Origin of the sequence: Paraglaciecola sp. (assembly GCF_039942875.1) — a bacterium.
GTDB lineage: Bacteria > Pseudomonadota > Gammaproteobacteria > Enterobacterales > Alteromonadaceae > Paraglaciecola.
Window position 1 is genome coordinate 166,861 of sequence record NZ_JBDVBQ010000026.1, and the last position, 18,990, is coordinate 185,850.

Here is an 18,990-nt window from a genome sequence, read left to right on the forward strand (position 1 = left end):
AACTCAGTAACGAAGAACATGAATATTGCCATCCAACCAATAGGCAAAATCCGTACTCCTTATCAAGAAAAGTTTGCGATCCCGCGGCAACCTGGTTTAGTAAAAAGCGCCATAGGTGTTATCGAGTTTGAGAAAGAGTTTAACGACCCGAACTACTTACGGGGAATAGAAAAGTTTAGTCATTTATGGCTGTTATTTCACTTTCATAAAACAGCTGAGCAAGGGTTTAAACCCCTAGTGCGTCCACCTCGCTTAGGTGGCAATCAAAAACAAGGCGTGTTCGCTAGTCGCAGTACATTTCGCCCAAATAGCATAGGTATGTCGGTTGTAAAGTTCGCCTCTGTGGACTGGCATAATAATCAATTATGTTTGAGAGTCAGTGGGGTAGATTTACTTGATGAAACTCCCATTGTAGACATTAAACCTTACGTGCCTTACGCCGACAACTTAATTGAAGCTAGCAGTGAGTTAGCGCAGACCGCACCAGAATTGATGCAGGTTGAGTTTTCAAATGATGCACTTAATCAATTAAGCAAGCTGAATAGCCATTATCCAAGCTTAAAAACACTCGTTAAAGAGGTGTTAGCTCAAGACCCCAGACCTGCTTATCATAAGACCACAGAGCCAGATAAAATATACGGCGTGAGCTTGTATGATTTAAATATTCAATGGCGAGTGTCTAAGCAGATAAACGTAGTGCTAACCGTTCAAAAAAAATAATTTATCGATAGCTAAAATATGGCTTTGGCGGATGAGAACCTACTGATAGAATGTCGGCCATTTTTCACTTCAACCCTTAGAGACATTTACCTTCATGCGCACAAGTAAATATTTATTATCGACGCAAAAAGAAACCCCAGCAGATGCAGAAGTTGTTAGCCACCAGCTAATGTTACGTGCAGGTATGGTCAGAAAATTAGCATCAGGGCTTTATACATGGTTGCCATCTGGATTGCGTGTTTTAAATAAAGTTGCCAATATCGTGCGTGAAGAAATGAATAACGCCGGTTCAATTGAGGTCTTAATGCCCGTTGTTCAACCCGCTGACCTATGGCAAGAGTCTGGTCGTTGGGACGAGTATGGCCCAGAGCTACTAAGGATAAAAGATAGACATTCTAGAGACTTCGTATTAGGCCCAACACACGAAGAAGTCATCACCAGCTTGGTTAAAAATGAAGTCAGCAGCTATAAGCAACTACCGCTAAATGTATACCAAATACAAACAAAGTTTCGTGATGAAGTACGCCCTAGGTTTGGCATTATGCGTGGCCGTGAATTCACCATGAAAGATGCGTACACTTTCCATATGGATCAAACTTGCCTTGAGAAAACGTATGATTCAATGTTTCAAGCTTACTGCAATGTATTTGAAAAAATTGGCTTAGATTACCGCCCAGTAATTGCTGACACAGGCTCAATTGGCGGTAGTGCATCCCATGAATTTCACGTTTTAGCCGAGTCAGGTGAAGACGACATTGTGTTTAGCAATCAGTCTGATTATGCCGCTAATATTGAAATGGCAAGTGCTCTTGCACCTCAAGGAGATTGCCCCGCAGCCACCAAGTCTCTTGAAAAAGTAGCCACACCGGACCAAAAAACAATTGAAGCAGTTTCAAAATTTTTAGATGTTTCCGCTAGTCAATCAGTAAAAACGTTAGTGGTTTTAGCTGAACCTGATGATGCAGGCAAGCAAGGTTTAGTGGCCTTAGTTTTACGTGGCGACCACAAACTCAATGAAATAAAAGCAGAGAAAGTAGCAGGTGTATTCGCACCGCTGACTATGGCAACTGAGCAACAAATTGAGGATACAATAAACTGTACGATAGGCTCTATTGGCCCTGTAGGTTTGCCAGTACCTGTCATTGTTGACAGAGACGCTGCCCATTTAGCTGATTTCGTTTGTGGAGCCAATGAAACTGACTTTCATTACACAGGAACGAACTGGTCTCGGGATGTAGCAAGCTTTGAAGTTGCAGATATCCGCAATGCAGAAGTAGGTGATTTATCACCAGATGGTAAAGGAACATTGGAGATTAAGAGGGGAATAGAAGTTGGACATATTTTTCAACTTGGTGACAAGTACTCTCAAGCATTAGGCTGTGGTGTTTTAGATGAAAATGGTAAACATAAAATACTCACCATGGGATGTTATGGTATTGGCGTATCTCGCATTGTGGCCGCCGCCATAGAGCAAAACCATGACAAGTACGGTATTATTTGGCCTGATGCTATCGCGCCTTTCAAAATAGCGCTAATCCCTATGAATATGCATAAATCACATCGTATTCAAGAAACAGCCGAAGCCCTTTATACTCAGTTAACTGAGGCAGGTATTGAAGTGTTGTTTGATGATAGAAAAGAACGCCCTGGTGTCATGTTTAACGATATGGAGTTAATAGGCATTCCCCATACAATCGTTATTGGTGAACGTAACTTAGACGAACAAAAAGTAGAATATAAAAACCGTAGAAGTGGAGAAAAACAACTACTTGAGTTAAACCAATTAGTAAATTTCGTGACTTCTTTATAGTAGGATATTCTTCTTTGCAAAGGTATTTTAAAAGCGCCCTAGGGCGCTTTTTTGTTAAGCATAGAATGTCATATTTCAGAACTCGTTTACTTTACTTCATACTATAAATTTTAAGTTTATACTTAATAGGCCTATGCTTTAGTGATAATGTTTAACTTCACGGATGTAATCTATTTCGGAATGAGACAATAAATGCAAGTAACCTTTTATGGTGTGCGGGGTTCCTGCCCCTCTCCTGGGCCGGAATTTATCAAATATGGCGGTAACACTGCTTGTGTACACATCAATTTAGATGATGGCACAGATATTATTTTGGACGCTGGGACTGGGATAAAAAAGCTAGGTGATAAACTCATTAAGCAAAACAATGATATTCACCTACTCATTACCCATAATCATTGGGATCATATACAAGGGTTTCCTTTTTTCGCCCCTATCTATCAACCTAATCGAAATATTTTTATTACTCCAGGGCAAACAACTCATAGTGAACATAATGCGATTCTAGAACAAATGAGTGGCAGTTATTTTCCTGTAGATTACAAAACATTGCGCTCCAATATAGAAATTGTGCCCCAAGACGAAGATATTCATAGTTGGAAAATTGGCTCAGCAACCATTACACGACTAGCCATGAATCATCCTGGCGGCGGCAGTTCTTTTTGTATTCAAGCGGATGGCAAAAAAGTGGCGTATATTACAGATAATGAGCTGTACCCTCCTTACAAAAAGAATACTGATTTCTTAGACTGGGTTAGTTTCAGTCAAAACGCTGACTTAGTGATCCACGATGCCCAATATATGCTAGCAGACATGCCAGCAAAAGCGGGTTGGGGGCATTCTGTCGCAGAGGAAGCAGTTAAATTAGCGATGGGGTGTCGAGCAAAACGCATGGCCTTATATAGCCATGATCACATCCGTACAGATGACGAAATTGCAGAAATTGAAAGTCACTGTCAAGATGTCATAGAAATAGGTGGTGCTGACTTACAGCTGTTTGCAGCAGCAGAAGGTTTAAGCCTCACTTTGTAAGGAAAAGTTGTTGTCAGACCGTAATCAATACGCATTATTATTATCAGGTGGCGGCGCTAGGGCCGCTTATCAACTAGGTGTATTAAAAGCCATAGGTACTTTTTTACCGAGAAATCAGGGCTTACCATTTCCTGTTGTTTGTGGAAATTCTGCAGGTGCAATTAATGCTACAGGTTTAGCTTGTTATGCTTCCTGTTATCATTTAGGCCTTCGAAAACTAGAATGGGTTTGGAAAAACTTTAACACTCGCCAAGTCTATGACAGTGGCTTGCGAGATGTTTTTAAACATTTATCACTTAACTTTTTAAGTAGCTTTCAAACAGAACAAAGTCAAAAGACCCCTTCTAGCTTATTAAATAATCAACCTCTAAGACGACTAATTCGTGAACGATTAGACTTTCATCGCATAGACCGCAATATATCCAGAGGTTACTTACGAGCAATCAGCATCAATGCCTCTAGTTACTCAAGCCACGACTCTATTAGCTTTTATCAAGGCCAAAATGATATACAGCCTTGGTATAGAGAAAAGAGACGAGGCGTTCCCTGCACGTTAAACTCAGAACATTTAATGGCATCTTCAGCGATACCCTTGCTATTTCCCCCTGTAAAAATGATGGGAGAATTTATGGGAGATGGTTCAGTACATCAATTATCCCCCCTAAGCCCCGCAATACATTTAGGAGCTGAAAAAATACTAATCATTGGGGTTGAACAACCAGAAAAACGCTCACGATTTACAGATATGAGTAGATACCCAAGTAGCATAGCGATTGCTGGTCACTTACTAGATACTATTTTCGCTGATACGTTAAATGCAGATTTAGAAAGACTAACCAGAATTAATCAAACCATCGCCCATATGACCTTCAAACAACAGCAACAAACTCAGTTAAAAACCATAGACTGTATGGTTGTGAACCCATCAATTAATTTTAATGAAATGGCCGCAAAGCACTTTCATAAAATGCCCTCAGGGATAAATATGTTACTTCGAATGTTAGGCTTGCATGATAAATCAGACACTAGCCTACTAAGTTACTTATTATTTGAAAAAGAGTTTTGTCGTGAACTTATCAACCTAGGAATGAAAGATGGCCTAGCAAGACAAGAAGAGCTCCGCAGCTTCTTATCTATTTAGTATTGTTGATAGGCCCCCACTCATACACAAGCTAAACTAGTATAAAAACCATCACGTTTAGTCTTTGTATCACTGGGGGTAGATCTTAGCTTATAAGTTAACTGTCACCCCGAATTTTTAATTGTAACCCCTTTAAAAAGTTACGCAATATTTGATCATTACAAGCACGATATTGGCGGTTCTCAGGCTTCCTAAATAGCGCACTTAACTCATGTTTACTTATTTTAAAGCCACTTAAATCCATTGCTTCTAGTACAGCTTCAGCTTGCATATTTAATGCTATTTTTAACTTCATAAAAATAATATTGTTAGTAAGCCTACGCTCAACTGGCGCTTCAACTCCCTCTCGTTTACCGCGATTAGTATTGATCAAACCATTTAGAAATAATGAAAATTGAATATCCGTTATTTCAACAAATGCCGGATCATCGTCTTTTCGTAACCAAGAATGCAACTGTGCAACTGTGGCGGGGTAGTCAGCTTGAGCAAAAATATCTATCATTTTTGCATCATTGAAATCGAAAATATAACGCACTCGGCGTAATACATCATTGTTGATCATAGTAATCCTAGGTAATGGTTGGCTAAAGCAACCTTAAATATCTGTCTAGTTTAAAGCTTTTCACAGCGAATGGCTTATTTTATTAATCGATTAAGCTAATTTCATAGGCTAAGGAAAATATACAACCCTAATTTTTAAAGTCAGGTGCAACAAATACACGATAAGCTAACATAGAGCTAAAGGTATGGCTCTTACGGTGAGGGTGCAACAGGCCTTAAAATCCGCGTATAAAACTTGAACTGCAACCAAGATTTAAAAACAAAAACTAGTTTGCATCCCTTCGGCTTTTAACTTTTTATGCCGTTGTTGCCTGGCAAAAGCTCTAAGGTTTTCCATCCGAGATAACACGCTATTCTCGCCACTTTCAAGCTCTGAGCTAACTTGAGATTGAGTACATAAGTCGCTCTCAAAATAGCGTTCTGAATCTACAAAATAACTATTAGCATAATTGATAGGATTGAAATGTTTATACATAAAGCCCCAATAAATAACTGTTCATATATACAGTATATAGCTGTTTATTTATTGTGCAATATTTAATTTACATTGCAGACTTATACGTAACAATCATGCCATTATTTCTAGAGTTATCTCGCAACTAAAGTTTTAATTTCCTTCTAATAAAAAACGTTCAGCTCTCTCTACTCTTCGGGGTTTTCCGGTAATCACTAACACATCACCTTCTAGTAATTCTATATTGCCATCTGGGGCAGACAATTCATTGTTATCACGCCTTAGACCTTTAATATTAATTCGCATGCGCTGTGTATCGAGAATATGCAAAGGTTTACCTACCGCAAAGGCACTAGCAGTTAAAATAACTGCGTGCATAAACTCTAACTTGTCTTGCTTAACATAATCCATCTCGGTAGTTTCACCAGGAAAAAAGCCGTGCATATTGCCATAATGGCCTTTTCGCTCTTTACGAACTCGCTTCAAAATTCGTGACATGGGTACACCAGACATCTGTAACACTTGGGTGACCAACATTAAGCTACCCTCTATAATTTCGGGTACCACTTGAGTGGCGCCAGCATTTAAGAGCTCATCCATGCGGTAGTCTTTACGGGTTCTCACTACAACGGGTAAATCAGGATATAAGCTTGAGATTAACTGAATGACTGCCATAGCCTTGTCATGCTGATCAAAGGTGATCAATACCAGTTTAGCTCGCTCTATACCAACCGCTCGTAGGATATCTTTTTGCTTAACATCGCCAAAATAGACTGGCTCACCCGCACTTTGACTTTCTTGTACTCGAGTTGGATCGGCATCAACCACCATATAAGGTATCGCCTCTATTTTTAAGAGTCGACTTACTGACTGCCCTACTCGCCCAAAACCAAATATGAGCACATGATCAGTTAATTCTTTATCATGAGAAGAAAGCTGCTCTGCGCCTTTGCAATCAGGCAATGGTTCTGGACTAAGCGCTTTGGCTAAAACTGGGCTTTTATCCACTAACCAAGGTGTAAAAGCCATACTGATAACACCTATAGTTAACAATAAAGAGCCTTGCTCTGAAGTTAATAAATTATGATCTACTGCAAGTGCAGCAATGACAAAACTAAACTCCCCCATTTGGCAAAGCTTAATCCCGGCAGCCCATGCATCTTGGCTTCCTAATTTAAAGATCCAAGCAGACACTCTAATAAGTAATACTTTTAATATTACAATGCTTACTAAACCCGTAAGTGCCCAGTGTATTTGACCTGGTATATTATGTAACTCTAAACGCATCCCTATGGTGATAAAGAACAAGCCCATTAATATATCGCGAAATGGCCGAATATCGGCTTCTAGCTGGTGTTTATATTGACTCTCTCCTAACATCATTCCAGCAAGAAATGCCCCAAGAGCCATAGATAAACCAAATGAGAAGGCTAGCCCCGCAGCCATTAGTGCCACCATAATTGTAGTAAGTACAAACAACTCATCGGTACGGGTTCGTGCTACCTCACTAAATACTTTAGGCAATACCCACTTTCCGATGGATAATAAAATCCCTACTACCAATACTCCTTTCAGAAACGCCATAGATATAGCAATACTTAAGCTTTGTTCAGAGTCAGCAGCGAGCAACGGCACGAGTATCAATAGCGGAACCACAGCCAAATCTTGTAACAACAAAATACTCACCGCAATTTGCGCTCTTGGGGTATTTAAAATGCCCAAGTCACTGGTTTGCTTTATTACAATAGCTGTTGATGAAAGCGCCACTACACCACCAATGACCAAAGATGCTTTTATATCAAACCCAATTAAATAAGCGATCGCCATGAATACAAGTGTGGTCAGTAACATCTGCCCTAACCCCACACCAAACACCAAATGCCGCATGGCTAACATTTTCGGCAACGAAAACTCTAACCCTAATGAAAAGAGTAAAAATACTATCCCCAGCTCAGCAAAATTTTGCATATCTTCAGGATGTTCAAACAAAGAAAGTAGATCAGGCCCGGCTAAGATGCCGCAAAAAAGGTAAGCCAAAATAGGTGGCAGGTTGATTCGTTTAAATAACCAGACAGCCACTACAGCCACTGACATTAAAATAAGAACATTACCTAGATTTCCGTGCATTACGATATTTTTCCCTATCTAACATGATTAAAAAAGAAACGAAAACATCAAAACTTTGCAGTAGGCACAATATTTGCTCAATGCCCAACAAGTAATAAATTTAGTCAAGCAAGTCGCCAAAATTTTGGCAGGAGAATATGTTGGAGCAACTTAATCAAGTATATGACTCTAGTCTTAAAGATTCATTCTTTAACCTTGAGCCATCTGGCCAGGAGTCAAGGCATAAACTCGATCATAATCAGCTCAACCAATTTATACAGACATTACTCACAACCATTGATTTGACTGAGCTTAGCGAACTCTACTTTGAACAATTGAGTACCACACTACAATTGTCAGAGTTAAAAATCCAGTTTGAAGACAATCAAGTATGCTTTGGCAAGCCACCTCAAAAACCTTATATCAAATCGCTAAACTGTGCCCGCTTAGGTATAAACATCGCCACTATGCAGTACACTTTTAGCCAGCCAGTTTCCATTCGCGCTTGGCAAATTTTACAGCAAATGCATATGAATTTTAGCTACCCATTCAAGAACGCATTAGAACACCATAAAATGAAGCAGTTTGCCATGAAGGATTTCTTAACCTCGTTGGGAAACCGTGCAAACTACAATGAGACTATTGCTAGGCTAGCCAATCAGGCAGACAGGCGTCATGAGCCTTTCGGGCTGCTAGTGATGGATATGGATAACTTTAAACAAGTAAACGACACTCATGGTCACCATGAAGGTGACAAGGTACTAGTCACTTGCGCTAAAACTATATTATCTAGTTTAAGAGAGTCAGATTTTGCCTTTAGGTTTGGTGGCGACGAGTTTTGCTGTTTGCTGTCTGATGCCGACGAAAGTGTAAATGCTTTAATCGCAGAACGAATAAGGAAGGCTATTTCTGAGGAACCATTTTTAGCAACACATGAAATTTCAAGCAGCATAGGCACTGCAACCTATCGAGAAAATGACTCACAAATTGGTATTTTTTCGCGAGCAGACGAAGCTTTATATAAGGCCAAACACGCAGGTAAAAACTGTGTTGTTGCGGCAAAAATTTGCCATAAGTAGTTATTCTATGGCAAAAAGCCATGCTATTTAGCATGGCTTTCAAGTCTATCTGTATAATTTATCTAAATAGTACCTTTTCTTTGTTAAACCAATAGACACAAAATGCAAATAAGCCACCAGCAATGACAACAGTTGAGCCAAAAATAGCAAACAACTGATAATAATCCATAGTGCCTTTAACCAATTCTTTCATCGCTAATGACACATTAGTTATGGGAACCCAAGCCCAGCCACCTTTTAATTCTACTCCAGGTAAAATAGACAGCATGATAGGAACAATGACAAATATCATCATAGGTCCTATGTAGCTTTGTGCTTCTTTAAAGCTTTTAGCATAAATAGAGATACTGAGTAATACAGCGGCAAATATCGCCACAACAGGTACTAACATTAAAAATATTAATACAAAATCTAGTACACCTATTTGCGCCATAAAATCAGCGACAATTTGAATAGCCATGCCTTGACTCAGCACCAATCCCCAAATAGCCATGCTTGCCACAGTAATCAAAGCAGTCATAGTTCCAGCAAAACTTATAGTTAAAAACTTTCCTAGTACTATCTTGTTTCTATCGATTGGTGAAATCAGCAAGGTCTCTAAGGTACCTCTTTCTTTTTCACCCGCGCCAATATCTGTAGCTGGGAACATAGCGCCCTGCAAGCACAAAATAAACAGTAGATAAGGCAACATGCCCCCTATCTTCTCGCCCCAATTTTCACGGGTATCCGCAGTATTTACTTTTTCTAACTCGATAGGCTTAATTAAGGCGTCTTGCTGGTTTACATCTAACCCTAAAGTAGCAAAAGCACTTTGCTGAAACAGCTCTGACTGGCTCTCTACAATTTCATTAACGCGGCGGTAAACTAGGTTTAACCCCGCGTCATTAAAGTACAATTTAATGGTTGCTTGTCCATTTTGAAGTACATCATTTGAATAGTTCTCTGGGATCACCAATACAAAATCCACAGTTTCATTACGAATAATGGTTTTGTAATCATCGTCTGCAGCAATATTTATCAAGTTAAATTTATCAGGTTGCTGTAGCTCTTCCACAATATCAGGGGCGTATTGGGCACCAACAATGCCATAGTTGAGGATTTTGGTTTCTGCCTTATCTATTGCTTGTTTGCCAACAAAACCCGCAATACCAAAAATAACAGGGAAAATAAGTAACGGTAGTGCAATCATAAAAAATAAGGTTTTACGATCTCTGAGTAGCTCTTTGAGCTCTTTAAAAAAAACTAACCACATATTCCTGTCTCCCTATTCGCTAGCTGCTGTTTGGATAGCAGCCATAAATGACTGATGCAACGAACCATCGGCTAAACCTTTAAAAGTATCAATATCACCATCAAACATGGTCTTACCTTGATCAATAACTATGACTTTTTCACACAACTCCTCTACTTCATCTAAGTGATGTGTTGAGAAAATAACGGGCGTACCCTGTGCCTTCAGCCTTCTGATAAAATTAAGAACAGTTTGCGTGGCCATAATATCTAACCCAGTGGTAGGCTCATCTAAAATCACTAATTCAGGAGAGTGTACAACCGCCCGAGCTATCGCTATTTTTTGTTTCATACCCGTTGAGAAATTTTCAGAGCGCCTATCTAGAAAAGTATGCATATCCAATAAATCAGCTAATTCTTCAATTCTAAGGGCAATACGTTCTTCTGACATGCCATGGAGTTGTCCAAAGTAATGAATATTTTCACGGCCAGTCAAACGGCCATAAAGTCCTGTAGTACCCGATAAAAATCCTATTTTTTTACGGGCGATAACAGGATGAGTTAAGACGTTTTCTCCTGCTATTTCTACACTCCCTGCATCAGGTTTTAAAGCCGTAGATAGCATGCGTAACGTTGTTGTTTTCCCTGCACCATTAGGACCTAGCAAACCCAAAACCTCTCCCTTTTGGCAACTAAAAGAGACATCTTGTACTGAATGAAAAAAGCGCCCCTTTAACCTAGGATCTTTTTTTTCCTGTTCACTTAACTTTTTGGGGTTTTCAACGGCAAACTTCTTTGCCAACTGCTTAATTTCTATCATTCCATATTCCTATTTCAAAACTGACATGACGTATAGTCACCTAAATCAAAAAATTATTACATGCGTTCAGTAAAAAAATTATGTAACAATAAGAGATAAATAAAAAATGTTTCACAATATCATTATTTGGGGAGTTATATGCAACCAGTCAGTAATCCATTTCAGGCTATGAAAGATGTTTTTATTAAGCCAAATCAAGTATTTGCTACTATTAAAGAAACACATAATTGGTCTTGGATACCCTTTATCGTTATCTCACTAATAACTGCCATTCCCATTTATCTATACTTTAACTTTATTGATTTTGATTGGTATAGGGACTTAGTAATCCAATCAACAGCTGGCGATTTAAGCCCCCTTGAACAAGAAAATATGGCAAAAGCCATGAACCAACCGCAACTTTTGTGGGCCAGTGTAATTGGAGCGGTGGTTGCAAATATCATCGCCAATGCAATCTTGGCTTTATATCTAAATATCACCACTAAATCTGATGAAGAGTGTGTGCAAGGGTATACCGATTGGTACGGTTTTACATGGTGGACTAGTATTCCATCTATTTTCACCAGCGTAATTGCATTAATTATCTTAAGCTTTTCACAAGACCCTCAATTATCTCCCATCAGTTTAGGGCCTACATCACTAGCTTTTATTTTTGGATTAGAAATGAACTCTCCTTGGTTTTCATTAGCACAATCTGTTCGCTTAGAGTCTATATGGGTGATGTATTTGATTGCAGTGGGCTTAAGTCAATGGACACAACTGCCCATCAAAAAAACCTACATTATTGCCACCGCACCCTACTTAGTAATCTGGGGAGCTTGGGCTCTAATGGTACTACTTTAACGTTTTAGGCTTAGGCCTGAAGTAATCTGTATTTTCGTAGAAACACGGTTCTACGTTGGCATCCCATACGTTAGGGATGCCTAATAAGGGTAGCGGTGACAAAGGCTTCTTTTGAGAAAATAGATTTTGGTTTTCAATGATTGAAACTAATTTTTTATCCACTTCTAACAGCTGTTGTTGGTAGGGCTGTAACTGAAACCCCGCTTCCACTTCAAGCGCTAACCACTTCCCTGTTAAGCCAATAAAGGGCTGTAAAAGCATCTCCAAGTTGGCATGGCCAAACATAAAGCAATGTAACTCCTCCCCCCATTTTTTTCTATTTTCTACGAACACCTGATGCCATTGGTGTGATTTCAAAGCTGCGATCAACTCTTCATTTATAGCGTTAGCTTGATAAGTCACTATCACACCACATTCATCAAAGTGCGTTAAATTATTGCGCCTCAAGGTTCTAGGCGATACTCCATACTGATTAATATCCGCTATATGCAGCTCATTGAGTAACTTCTTAGTTTTAGGAAACTCCAGCCAAATAAGACCATTGAACAAGTCATGCCAGCCATTGGGCCTAGTAGGAATGACACCTTGCTCGTAAATAATTTGTTCATAGTACTTGTCTGTAGCAACAAGCTCAGACTGACATACAAACTCTGGTATATCAGCAAAAGGAAAGGGAATATATTTTTTTAACAGATTTAAGCCGGCTGCATTTGGCCAGTCAGAAAACTGATTCAACTCAAAGTTATCTTCAAGCTGTTGCAGAGGCAACATAGGGAGTTGTTTTATAAAGTCATCTAACCAAAACATAGAGGGTAATGTCACCTAACAAATAAAATAGCATGGGTATAAAAGACGCTTTATAATCACTTAACTTTGAAACTACAAGAGCAATTTCATGAAAACTTGCCACATGATGTGGGCATTCAGCCTAATCATAATTTTTACATTATCTGCTTGTCAAAATAGTCAAACCACAGAAACATCCCAAGCCGACAATTTTGATGAAGTGTACAAGCAAATTAATACCCAAGACTTAAAGACGCACATTAAAACCTTAGCGTCTGATGAATATGAAGGCCGCCTACCCACCACCATTGGTGAGCAAAAAACCCTTGATTATCTAGTGTCTGAATTTAAAGCCCTTGGCTACCAACCGGGTAATGGTGATAGTTACTTGCAGCCCGTTGAATTAATAGAAATGACTGCAGATCCAGATATGACCCTTACTATCGGCGACAACAACTTCGTTTATAAAGAAGGCATGATTGCTTCTACTAAACGGGAACAGAGCTTAGTTGAACTTAAAGAATCAGACTTAGTTTTTGTTGGCTACGGCGTAAATGCCCCAGAATATAACTGGAATGACTACGAAGGCCTTGATGTAAAAGGTAAAACTGTAGTGATATTAGTTAATGATCCAGGCTTTGAAAACCCAGAAAGTGGTAAGTTTCAAGGCAAAACCATGACCTATTATGGGCGCTGGAGCTACAAATACGAAGAAGCCAGTCGTCAAGGAGCAGAAGCCGCTATTATTGTTCACGAAACCAAACCTGCCTCTTATGGTTGGTCAGTGGTAGCCAATAGCTGGAGCGGAGCACAGTATGGGTTAGTCAGCAAAAATGGCAATGCCGATAGAGTAGCAGTTGAAGGTTGGTTAACCTTAGAGTCTGCACAAAAAGTATTTGCTGATGCAGGGTTAGATTTTACGGCTGAAAAAGAACTTGCTAAAGCAGGCCCTTACAACAAAGCATTAAACTTAAAAGCCTCAGTAACCGTTAAAAATAGTTTCAAAACATCTGAAAGTTACAACGTTATTGCATCATTACCTGGGGCAGATAGCCCAGATGAACACGTAATATTTACCGCACATTGGGATCACCTAGGTAAAGACGAAACCAAAGAAGGCGACCAAATATATAATGGCGCCCATGACAACGCCACAGGCGTTGCTGCTGCCTTAGTCATGGCTAAAGCCTATGCAAACTTAAATATTAAACCGCAACGCTCAACCACATTTTTGATTGTAACCGCTGAAGAGCAAGGTCTACTAGGTTCAAAGTACTACTCTGAACACCCTATTATTCCACTAGACAAAACAGTGGCAAATATCAATATGGATGCCATGAGCGTGCTGGGTAAAACCAAAGATGTCGCCGTTATTGGTATGGGTAAATCTGAGCTAGAAACCTACCTGGCAAAAGCTGCAAAACGCCAAAACCGTTATCTTGTTGAGGAAGGTCACCCAGAAGCAGGATACTATTATCGTTCTGATCACTTCAGCTTCGCTAAACAAGGCGTGCCTGCACTTTACGCGAAAGGCGGTGAAGTGCCTGTTGACGAAGCAACCGCTCAATATCGTAAACGAACCAATGTCATCGTTAGAGGCTGTTATCACCAAGTCTGCGATCAATTCCGTGAAAGCTGGGATTTATCAGGTATAGAGGAAGATGCACAGTTGCTATTTGAAGTCGGTTATGACCTTTTATCTTCTGATGACTGGCCAAATTGGGCTGAAACCAGTGAGTTTCAAAGACAAAAGTAATTATTCACTTCGTTCAGCGTAATCCGTTGTGACTTTTCGCCCAGCATGCCTGCTGGGCGAAGCTCTTTTTTTTCAAAAACTAGAAAAGTTTCGCTCCGACCAAATTTTAATACCTGCACGACTTGCCAAATAAAGTGGAATTATATTTTGGCTACTTAGAAGAGACTCCCGATGTAGTTGAAATACTTCACTAAACCAATGGTTTGTGGCAAAATATTTAGCCATAAACTGACAGGCTTCTAGTACACAATTGCATATTATTTTTTCTAAATGGAACTGTATGAAAATATTATTTTTAGGTGTTGTTTTTACAACTTTATCTTTTTCCGCCCTTGCCTCTAAAGATCTTTCATTAGATATATCACTAGGCCAGTCACATCAACGTACAAGCTTTAATGGTAATGATTCAGTAAAAGGAGATGATTTTTCACTAGGGATAAGAGCTGAATATAGGTTAATTGAAAACTTAAAGTTAGAACTATCCTTAAATGACTACAAGGAGTCTGTCGGTAGTTACATTGATGAAGAATCGATAGAACAAGATAGCCACTTAACAACAAAGTCATTCGATATAGGTATCAAGTATGGGGTAAATTTACTGAAGAATTTTACCTTATATGGCCACTTAGGAGTCTCTTCATGGAGGATGAATATAAAAAAAGATACCACAGCACTGTCCAATGAAAATAATCAATTAGATGATAACAATGTGTATTATGCATTGAGTCTAGATTATGATCACAATGATAATGATGCGTTCGGATTAGAGTACAAAATCATAAACATTGATTATCAAACTGATAATCTTTCTATTAGTAATAAAGTCAGAAATTTATCCATTTATTTTAAATCTAAGTTTTAGAAATATTCATAAAAATCGTTTCAATCAGGCGTTCTCTAAATATAGGCTGCATTTGGCTTTTCAATCAATAGGCTCGCAGCCTGGGAGAGCCTCACAAATCAAACACTCGACTACAACCTCAGTTTAGCTGCCTCACACTCTTGATTAATCAATGACGAAGCCGATGCTTTTAACCTACTGCAGCTACAATTTCCCCATCAAATTATTGGCATATTGCATAAATTTGGTGGGCCCCCATGATAACTATTTATTCTTTCGCAGGATGTACTGGTCAACCTCAATTGTACAAAATTTGTATTTATTTTATATTCCAACTGAGCATATTAGTGTCATTTTCATACAAGGATGATAATGTTTGTAGAAATAAAATTAGATATCCGGTTACTTCTTAGCCTACATATTTAGTTGTTATTAATTTACTAATACACACAGCTTCTTTTAAAAACTGCTTTGAATAAGGATGCCGCATGAGTCAAGAAAAAACGCCAATAGAACACCTGTATTTTACAGAGACAAATCTAGAAAAAATTTTAGGAAACTTAGATGCCGTCCGAAACAAAATTCATCCTCCTATAACAGATGAAGAAGACGTCACAGATCGTTTTTTTCCTTCTGTTTGTCTTATTGGTTTAGGGCGCTGTGGTTCTAATATTGCGTTAGACCTTGCTTCTTTAGTATATGAAGCAAGGGCGAATTATATGAAAGAAGTGGAAAACGAAGATCTTACAGATAACGAGCAAGAATTTCGTCCATTACGCTGGATTCGTAAGCACTTACCAATGGAGAATAAAGATGGATTTAAGCCTGTTTTCCTCATTGAGCCAATCGTTTTATTAGGCGACTTAGATAAAGACATAGAAGGCCGAATTCGATTTTCTAACGATGAAGGTCGCGTCCAGTTTTTAGAGGAATATAAAAAGTTGCAGTTCATGGACCTTTCTGAAGTTCATGCTGGTGGTGCAGGTAATGCACCTATATTAGGTCAGTATTTAGCTAAAATTATTCTGAATAAAGATGCGACAACCTTTATAAATGAAGAATGGAGACAACTTCATTCTTATCTTGTTGATTCGTGTGGTATCAAAGCGAATCAATCTCGCCTTTACTTCTATATATTTAGTGCCGGCGGAGGGACTGGTTCGGGTATGGCATCTGAATTTGGTTTGGCACAGCAGTTTTCTTATCTCAGTAAAACATTTGATTATCATTCGGGTCAAAATCAACTTGCCGACAAGCGTCATAGTTTTGTATTTGAACCTATTTTTACGTCTGGTATTTGTATATTACCGAATATATCAGGAAAAAATGTAGATATATCTGAAGCCCTTCACATCAATGCAGGCCGTCTTCTAACAAAATATATCTCTGAAGAATGGAATTTTTCTTACAATGAAGAGCGAAATAATGACGAGTTACCAGCCGATGTAATGGGGCGCATTCGTCCTTGGAACTCTATGATGTTGATATCTAACGATATAATGCGTTATGCAGAAGAAGAAAATGGCGGTAACGCTGATAGCATAGATGTTAATTTAATGGAGAAATATGCAAACCAATACATTTCTCAGCAAATTTTTAACATTCTTACCGCACAAGCTGTCACAACTGATTATGATGAGGATTATTTCCGTCGAGCGGGTATTGATATCTCTGAAACAATCCGTCTTGATGCCAATGACTTATTTATGAGCTTAGCTGGCCCTGTCGCTATTGCTTATGCTGAAAGTGTAGTGAATCAGGATGTTCGCCAAGATAGCGTAGATATAGATGATTTGTTCTGCCGCTCTATAGAGTTACCGCATTTTAACTCTGCCACCTCTGCGATTGAAGGGGTGAGTGTCCTGCCTGTGGAATCAGAAAAGTACCGTGACGCCATTAAGGAATATCGAAAAAGTGGGTTTGATGCAAGTACACTAAATCATTTGCACTTCTTTAAAAACTGTTCGTCTATTGTATCGATTATCTCTTTACCGCGAGACTATAAGTTGTCGTTCACAGCATTAAATCGACTAAAAATGCATTTGAATAAACTGTTTCCTAATACAACCTTGAAGCGTTATGCATTGGTAATAGGCGCATCGGCAAACTTGTCTTTGACGACACTTATTGCTAAGAGTCCCTGCTTAAGTGATGACTTTTTAACCCTCATGGTAGCCTATATGAAGCGTTGTTTTGCTCGTGATGAGTATCGGTATACAAACGAAATCGATCAAGCCATTATCAATATGATTCAAGAAGATGAATTTGATGATTCTATTATTGACAAGTATTTTACGGCTTATGAAAACCCAGCAAAAATTCTTGATACAAATTGGTATGCTATTAAACCAATGTACGAGAAAAAATATCGTGAGTTGATCGAAAGCCCGCAAAACTTTGTATCAATTAACGATATTCGTTTAGATGTCAATCATGTGAAGAATGCGATTAAATATCTTCGAGAAATTTATCGTCATCGTATTAGTAAGACAAGTGTACTTACTCTTAACACTTGAAATTTTTAGAAGTAATGACTTGTCTCGTCCTAGAATAAGTTGACAGTTCCTAAGCCAGCATTTTTTGCTGGCTTTTTATTATATGCACTTTTTACATTCAGTTTATTAGGTGTGTTGATACTTAAACTTAAGTGCGATCTTAAATCGTCATAGTGTATTGCACTACCGATTAGAGTATAAGTTAAACAATTCTGCCATTTTTATTAAGGCTGTCTCTGTGAGTTGCTAGCAATCCCATTCGCTAAGAGAATCATTAAAGTAGTTGTCGAACTTGATGCTAATAGAATCGAACTTTCTGATTCGTTGTTACTATCGTTAGTGCTACTTGCAGGCCATAAAACAGCCAATTCAGCTGGTGTCAACGACTCTACTACATTCATATTTTCATCCCTTTTCGATTGAACTTCTTCGAATTATCTAGGCACTCAACGTAATTTAACCTCATTAAAATCGCTATCCAGATACAGTTAACTAGGTCAATAGGCATGGATAGTCAATTGAGCTTTTGGCCATCGGGAACGGCTAAAAGCGGCCTGCTTAATTCAGTACAAAATTGGATGAAGAGCTTTATTGGAGCGCGGCCCTTTTTGCATACTTTTTGCGGCTGTTGGTAAAAAGTCTGTCGAGCCTCAGGGATGAGGTTTGAAACCCGCAATGGATTCCGGGTATGCGCAGCACATGCTTAGTGCTCGCAGAGCATCCTCAGTGCGCCCAGCGCGTAAATAAACAAAGCGAACACCTCATAAAAAGTGCATAAGGTATGCTCCAAACAGCCATTAAAAATGGTAAATTTGGTGTAGGAACTAGTGTATACTCGAACGCAATTCAACCAATCTAGACTAATAGAGCAAAATTCCATGTTAAACAACGCGCAAAATAATAATTGGAATGGTAATAATCTTAACTATTAGGTTCGGAAGGTTTCTCAATATTTAAAACAAAAAACCTTCCAAATCGGAAGGTTTTTTTTGGTTAGTTAGATGTGCTCATTGCACGAAAATGCCACAAGGTAATGAAATAACAATGAATAAAACTATGACTGTCGATGTTTTGTCGAGTATTAAAGGCGCAAAGCCTTCAGAGACAATTAACAAGTTATTTGAAGTGATTAAAAATTCTGATTTATCGACCGCTGGCTCATCGGGTAATAACAATCAGAACGCAGTGTCCATTGAACAACTCAGAGAAGATACAGTTGTTCACGCAAGTGCACTAGAAAAGCAGCTCATAGTAGAAAACTTTCCTCAAGAAAAAAACGGCTATTTAGTCGTGGCAAAAGTAATAGAAGCCTAACC

General features: G+C 38.8%; 17 protein-coding genes. 10 read left to right on the forward strand and 7 right to left on the reverse strand.

Features of this window, described 5'->3' with window-relative positions; genetic code table 11:
* Positions 1–18 precede the first annotated feature (18 nt).
* The 4 genes from tsaA to ABJE44_RS09070 all read left to right on the forward strand — a co-directional run bounded on the left by tsaA (position 19) and on the right by ABJE44_RS09070 (position 4,703).
* Positions 19–720 carry a tRNA (N6-threonylcarbamoyladenosine(37)-N6)-methyltransferase TrmO gene (gene tsaA / locus ABJE44_RS09055; RefSeq protein WP_348111719.1) on the forward strand — a complete coding sequence of 234 codons (702 nt, stop codon included), beginning with the start codon at positions 19–21 and terminating at the stop codon, positions 718–720.
* A gap of 94 nt (positions 721–814) precedes the next feature.
* Entirely contained in the window at positions 815–2,530 is a 1,716-nt protein-coding gene (locus tag ABJE44_RS09060) for a proline--tRNA ligase (protein ID WP_348111720.1), read from the forward strand.
* Positions 2,531–2,722: 192 nt separating this feature from the next.
* On the forward strand, positions 2,723–3,562 hold the full coding sequence (locus ABJE44_RS09065) for an MBL fold metallo-hydrolase (protein ID WP_348111721.1): 840 nt from the start codon (positions 2,723–2,725) through the stop codon (positions 3,560–3,562).
* A gap of 10 nt (positions 3,563–3,572) precedes the next feature.
* On the forward strand, positions 3,573–4,703 hold the full coding sequence (locus ABJE44_RS09070; protein WP_348111722.1) for a patatin-like phospholipase family protein: 1,131 nt from the start codon (positions 3,573–3,575) through the stop codon (positions 4,701–4,703).
* 97 nt (positions 4,704–4,800) lie between these two features.
* Here the strand turns inward: ABJE44_RS09070 and ABJE44_RS09075 are convergent, their stop codons facing one another.
* The 3 genes from ABJE44_RS09075 to ABJE44_RS09085 all read right to left on the reverse strand — a co-directional run bounded on the left by ABJE44_RS09075 (position 4,801) and on the right by ABJE44_RS09085 (position 7,845).
* A complete protein-coding gene (locus ABJE44_RS09075) occupies positions 4,801–5,265 on the reverse strand; it encodes a DUF1456 family protein (protein ID WP_133469071.1) in 465 nt (154 codons plus the stop codon).
* A gap of 252 nt (positions 5,266–5,517) precedes the next feature.
* Positions 5,518–5,739 carry a hypothetical protein gene (locus ABJE44_RS09080; protein ID WP_133469069.1) on the reverse strand — a complete coding sequence of 74 codons (222 nt, stop codon included), beginning with the start codon at positions 5,737–5,739 and terminating at the stop codon, positions 5,518–5,520.
* A 132-nt stretch (positions 5,740–5,871) separates the two neighbouring features.
* Entirely contained in the window at positions 5,872–7,845 is a 1,974-nt protein-coding gene (locus ABJE44_RS09085) for a cation:proton antiporter (RefSeq protein WP_348111723.1), read from the reverse strand.
* Positions 7,846–7,982: 137 nt separating this feature from the next.
* On the opposite strand from ABJE44_RS09085, the gene ABJE44_RS09090 reads away from it, so the two are divergent.
* Entirely contained in the window at positions 7,983–8,903 is a 921-nt protein-coding gene (locus tag ABJE44_RS09090; protein WP_348111724.1) for a GGDEF domain-containing protein, read from the forward strand.
* Positions 8,904–8,961: 58 nt separating this feature from the next.
* Here ABJE44_RS09090 and ABJE44_RS09095 read toward each other — a convergent pair whose 3' ends face one another.
* Positions 8,962–10,155, reverse strand: coding sequence for an ABC transporter permease (locus tag ABJE44_RS09095; protein ID WP_348111725.1), 1,194 nt, complete (start codon positions 10,153–10,155; stop codon positions 8,962–8,964).
* A 12-nt stretch (positions 10,156–10,167) separates the two neighbouring features.
* A complete protein-coding gene (locus ABJE44_RS09100) occupies positions 10,168–10,953 on the reverse strand; it encodes an ATP-binding cassette domain-containing protein (RefSeq protein ID WP_348111726.1) in 786 nt (261 codons plus the stop codon).
* 138 nt (positions 10,954–11,091) lie between these two features.
* On the opposite strand from ABJE44_RS09100, the gene ABJE44_RS09105 reads away from it, so the two are divergent.
* Positions 11,092–11,796 (forward strand): Yip1 family protein, encoded by a 705-nt coding sequence (locus tag ABJE44_RS09105; protein ID WP_348111727.1) that lies wholly within the window; start codon positions 11,092–11,094, stop codon positions 11,794–11,796.
* Here the strand turns inward: ABJE44_RS09105 and ABJE44_RS09110 are convergent.
* Positions 11,788–12,603 (reverse strand): DUF3025 domain-containing protein, encoded by an 816-nt coding sequence (locus ABJE44_RS09110; RefSeq protein WP_348111728.1) that lies wholly within the window; start codon positions 12,601–12,603, stop codon positions 11,788–11,790. The two genes, ABJE44_RS09105 and ABJE44_RS09110, sit on opposite strands and share 9 nt — an antisense overlap.
* An 88-nt stretch (positions 12,604–12,691) precedes the next feature.
* Here ABJE44_RS09110 and ABJE44_RS09115 point away from each other — a divergent pair, with 88 nt between their 5' ends.
* The 3 genes from ABJE44_RS09115 (at position 12,692) to ABJE44_RS09125 (ending at position 17,695) form a co-directional block, all read left to right on the forward strand.
* Complete coding sequence (locus tag ABJE44_RS09115) at positions 12,692–14,338, forward strand: M28 family metallopeptidase (RefSeq protein ID WP_348111729.1); 1,647 nt, start codon at positions 12,692–12,694, stop codon at positions 14,336–14,338.
* Between the two features lie 280 nt (positions 14,339–14,618).
* Positions 14,619–15,200: an outer membrane beta-barrel protein gene (locus tag ABJE44_RS09120; protein ID WP_133469056.1), complete on the forward strand. Its 582-nt coding sequence runs from the start codon at positions 14,619–14,621 to the stop codon at positions 15,198–15,200.
* A 698-nt stretch (positions 15,201–15,898) separates the two neighbouring features.
* Complete coding sequence (locus ABJE44_RS09125) at positions 15,899–17,695, forward strand: hypothetical protein (RefSeq protein ID WP_348111730.1); 1,797 nt, start codon at positions 15,899–15,901, stop codon at positions 17,693–17,695.
* Between the two features lie 203 nt (positions 17,696–17,898).
* Here the strand turns inward: ABJE44_RS09125 and ABJE44_RS09130 are convergent, their stop codons facing one another.
* A complete protein-coding gene (locus tag ABJE44_RS09130; protein WP_348111731.1) occupies positions 17,899–18,075 on the reverse strand; it encodes a hypothetical protein in 177 nt (58 codons plus the stop codon).
* Between the two features lie 643 nt (positions 18,076–18,718).
* Between ABJE44_RS09130 and ABJE44_RS09135 the strand changes: the two genes are divergently transcribed.
* Complete coding sequence (locus tag ABJE44_RS09135; RefSeq protein WP_348111732.1) at positions 18,719–18,988, forward strand: hypothetical protein; 270 nt, start codon at positions 18,719–18,721, stop codon at positions 18,986–18,988.
* Positions 18,989–18,990 lie beyond the last annotated feature (2 nt).

Excerpts from the sequence above, each read along its gene's own strand:
- ABJE44_RS09085 (WP_348111723.1), bottom strand. The coding sequence starts at position 7,845 with ATGCACGGAAATCTAGGTAATGTTCTTATTTTAATGTCAGTGGCTGTA.
- ABJE44_RS09060 (WP_348111720.1), top strand. The coding sequence starts at position 815 with ATGCGCACAAGTAAATATTTATTATCGACGCAAAAAGAAACCCCAGCA.
- tsaA (WP_348111719.1), top strand. The coding sequence starts at position 19 with ATGAATATTGCCATCCAACCAATAGGCAAAATCCGTACTCCTTATCAA.
- ABJE44_RS09135 (WP_348111732.1), top strand. The coding sequence starts at position 18,719 with ATGAATAAAACTATGACTGTCGATGTTTTGTCGAGTATTAAAGGCGCA.
- ABJE44_RS09115 (WP_348111729.1), top strand. The coding sequence starts at position 12,692 with ATGAAAACTTGCCACATGATGTGGGCATTCAGCCTAATCATAATTTTT.
- ABJE44_RS09080 (WP_133469069.1), bottom strand. The coding sequence starts at position 5,739 with ATGTATAAACATTTCAATCCTATCAATTATGCTAATAGTTATTTTGTA.
- ABJE44_RS09090 (WP_348111724.1), top strand. The coding sequence starts at position 7,983 with ATGTTGGAGCAACTTAATCAAGTATATGACTCTAGTCTTAAAGATTCA.
- ABJE44_RS09095 (WP_348111725.1), bottom strand. The coding sequence starts at position 10,155 with ATGTGGTTAGTTTTTTTTAAAGAGCTCAAAGAGCTACTCAGAGATCGT.
- ABJE44_RS09100 (WP_348111726.1), bottom strand. The coding sequence starts at position 10,953 with ATGATAGAAATTAAGCAGTTGGCAAAGAAGTTTGCCGTTGAAAACCCC.
- ABJE44_RS09075 (WP_133469071.1), bottom strand. The coding sequence starts at position 5,265 with ATGATCAACAATGATGTATTACGCCGAGTGCGTTATATTTTCGATTTC.
- ABJE44_RS09120 (WP_133469056.1), top strand. The coding sequence starts at position 14,619 with ATGAAAATATTATTTTTAGGTGTTGTTTTTACAACTTTATCTTTTTCC.
- ABJE44_RS09125 (WP_348111730.1), top strand. The coding sequence starts at position 15,899 with ATGAAAGAAGTGGAAAACGAAGATCTTACAGATAACGAGCAAGAATTT.
- ABJE44_RS09065 (WP_348111721.1), top strand. The coding sequence starts at position 2,723 with ATGCAAGTAACCTTTTATGGTGTGCGGGGTTCCTGCCCCTCTCCTGGG.
- ABJE44_RS09105 (WP_348111727.1), top strand. The coding sequence starts at position 11,092 with ATGCAACCAGTCAGTAATCCATTTCAGGCTATGAAAGATGTTTTTATT.
- ABJE44_RS09130 (WP_348111731.1), bottom strand. The coding sequence starts at position 18,075 with ATGAATGTAGTAGAGTCGTTGACACCAGCTGAATTGGCTGTTTTATGG.
- ABJE44_RS09110 (WP_348111728.1), bottom strand. The coding sequence starts at position 12,603 with ATGTTTTGGTTAGATGACTTTATAAAACAACTCCCTATGTTGCCTCTG.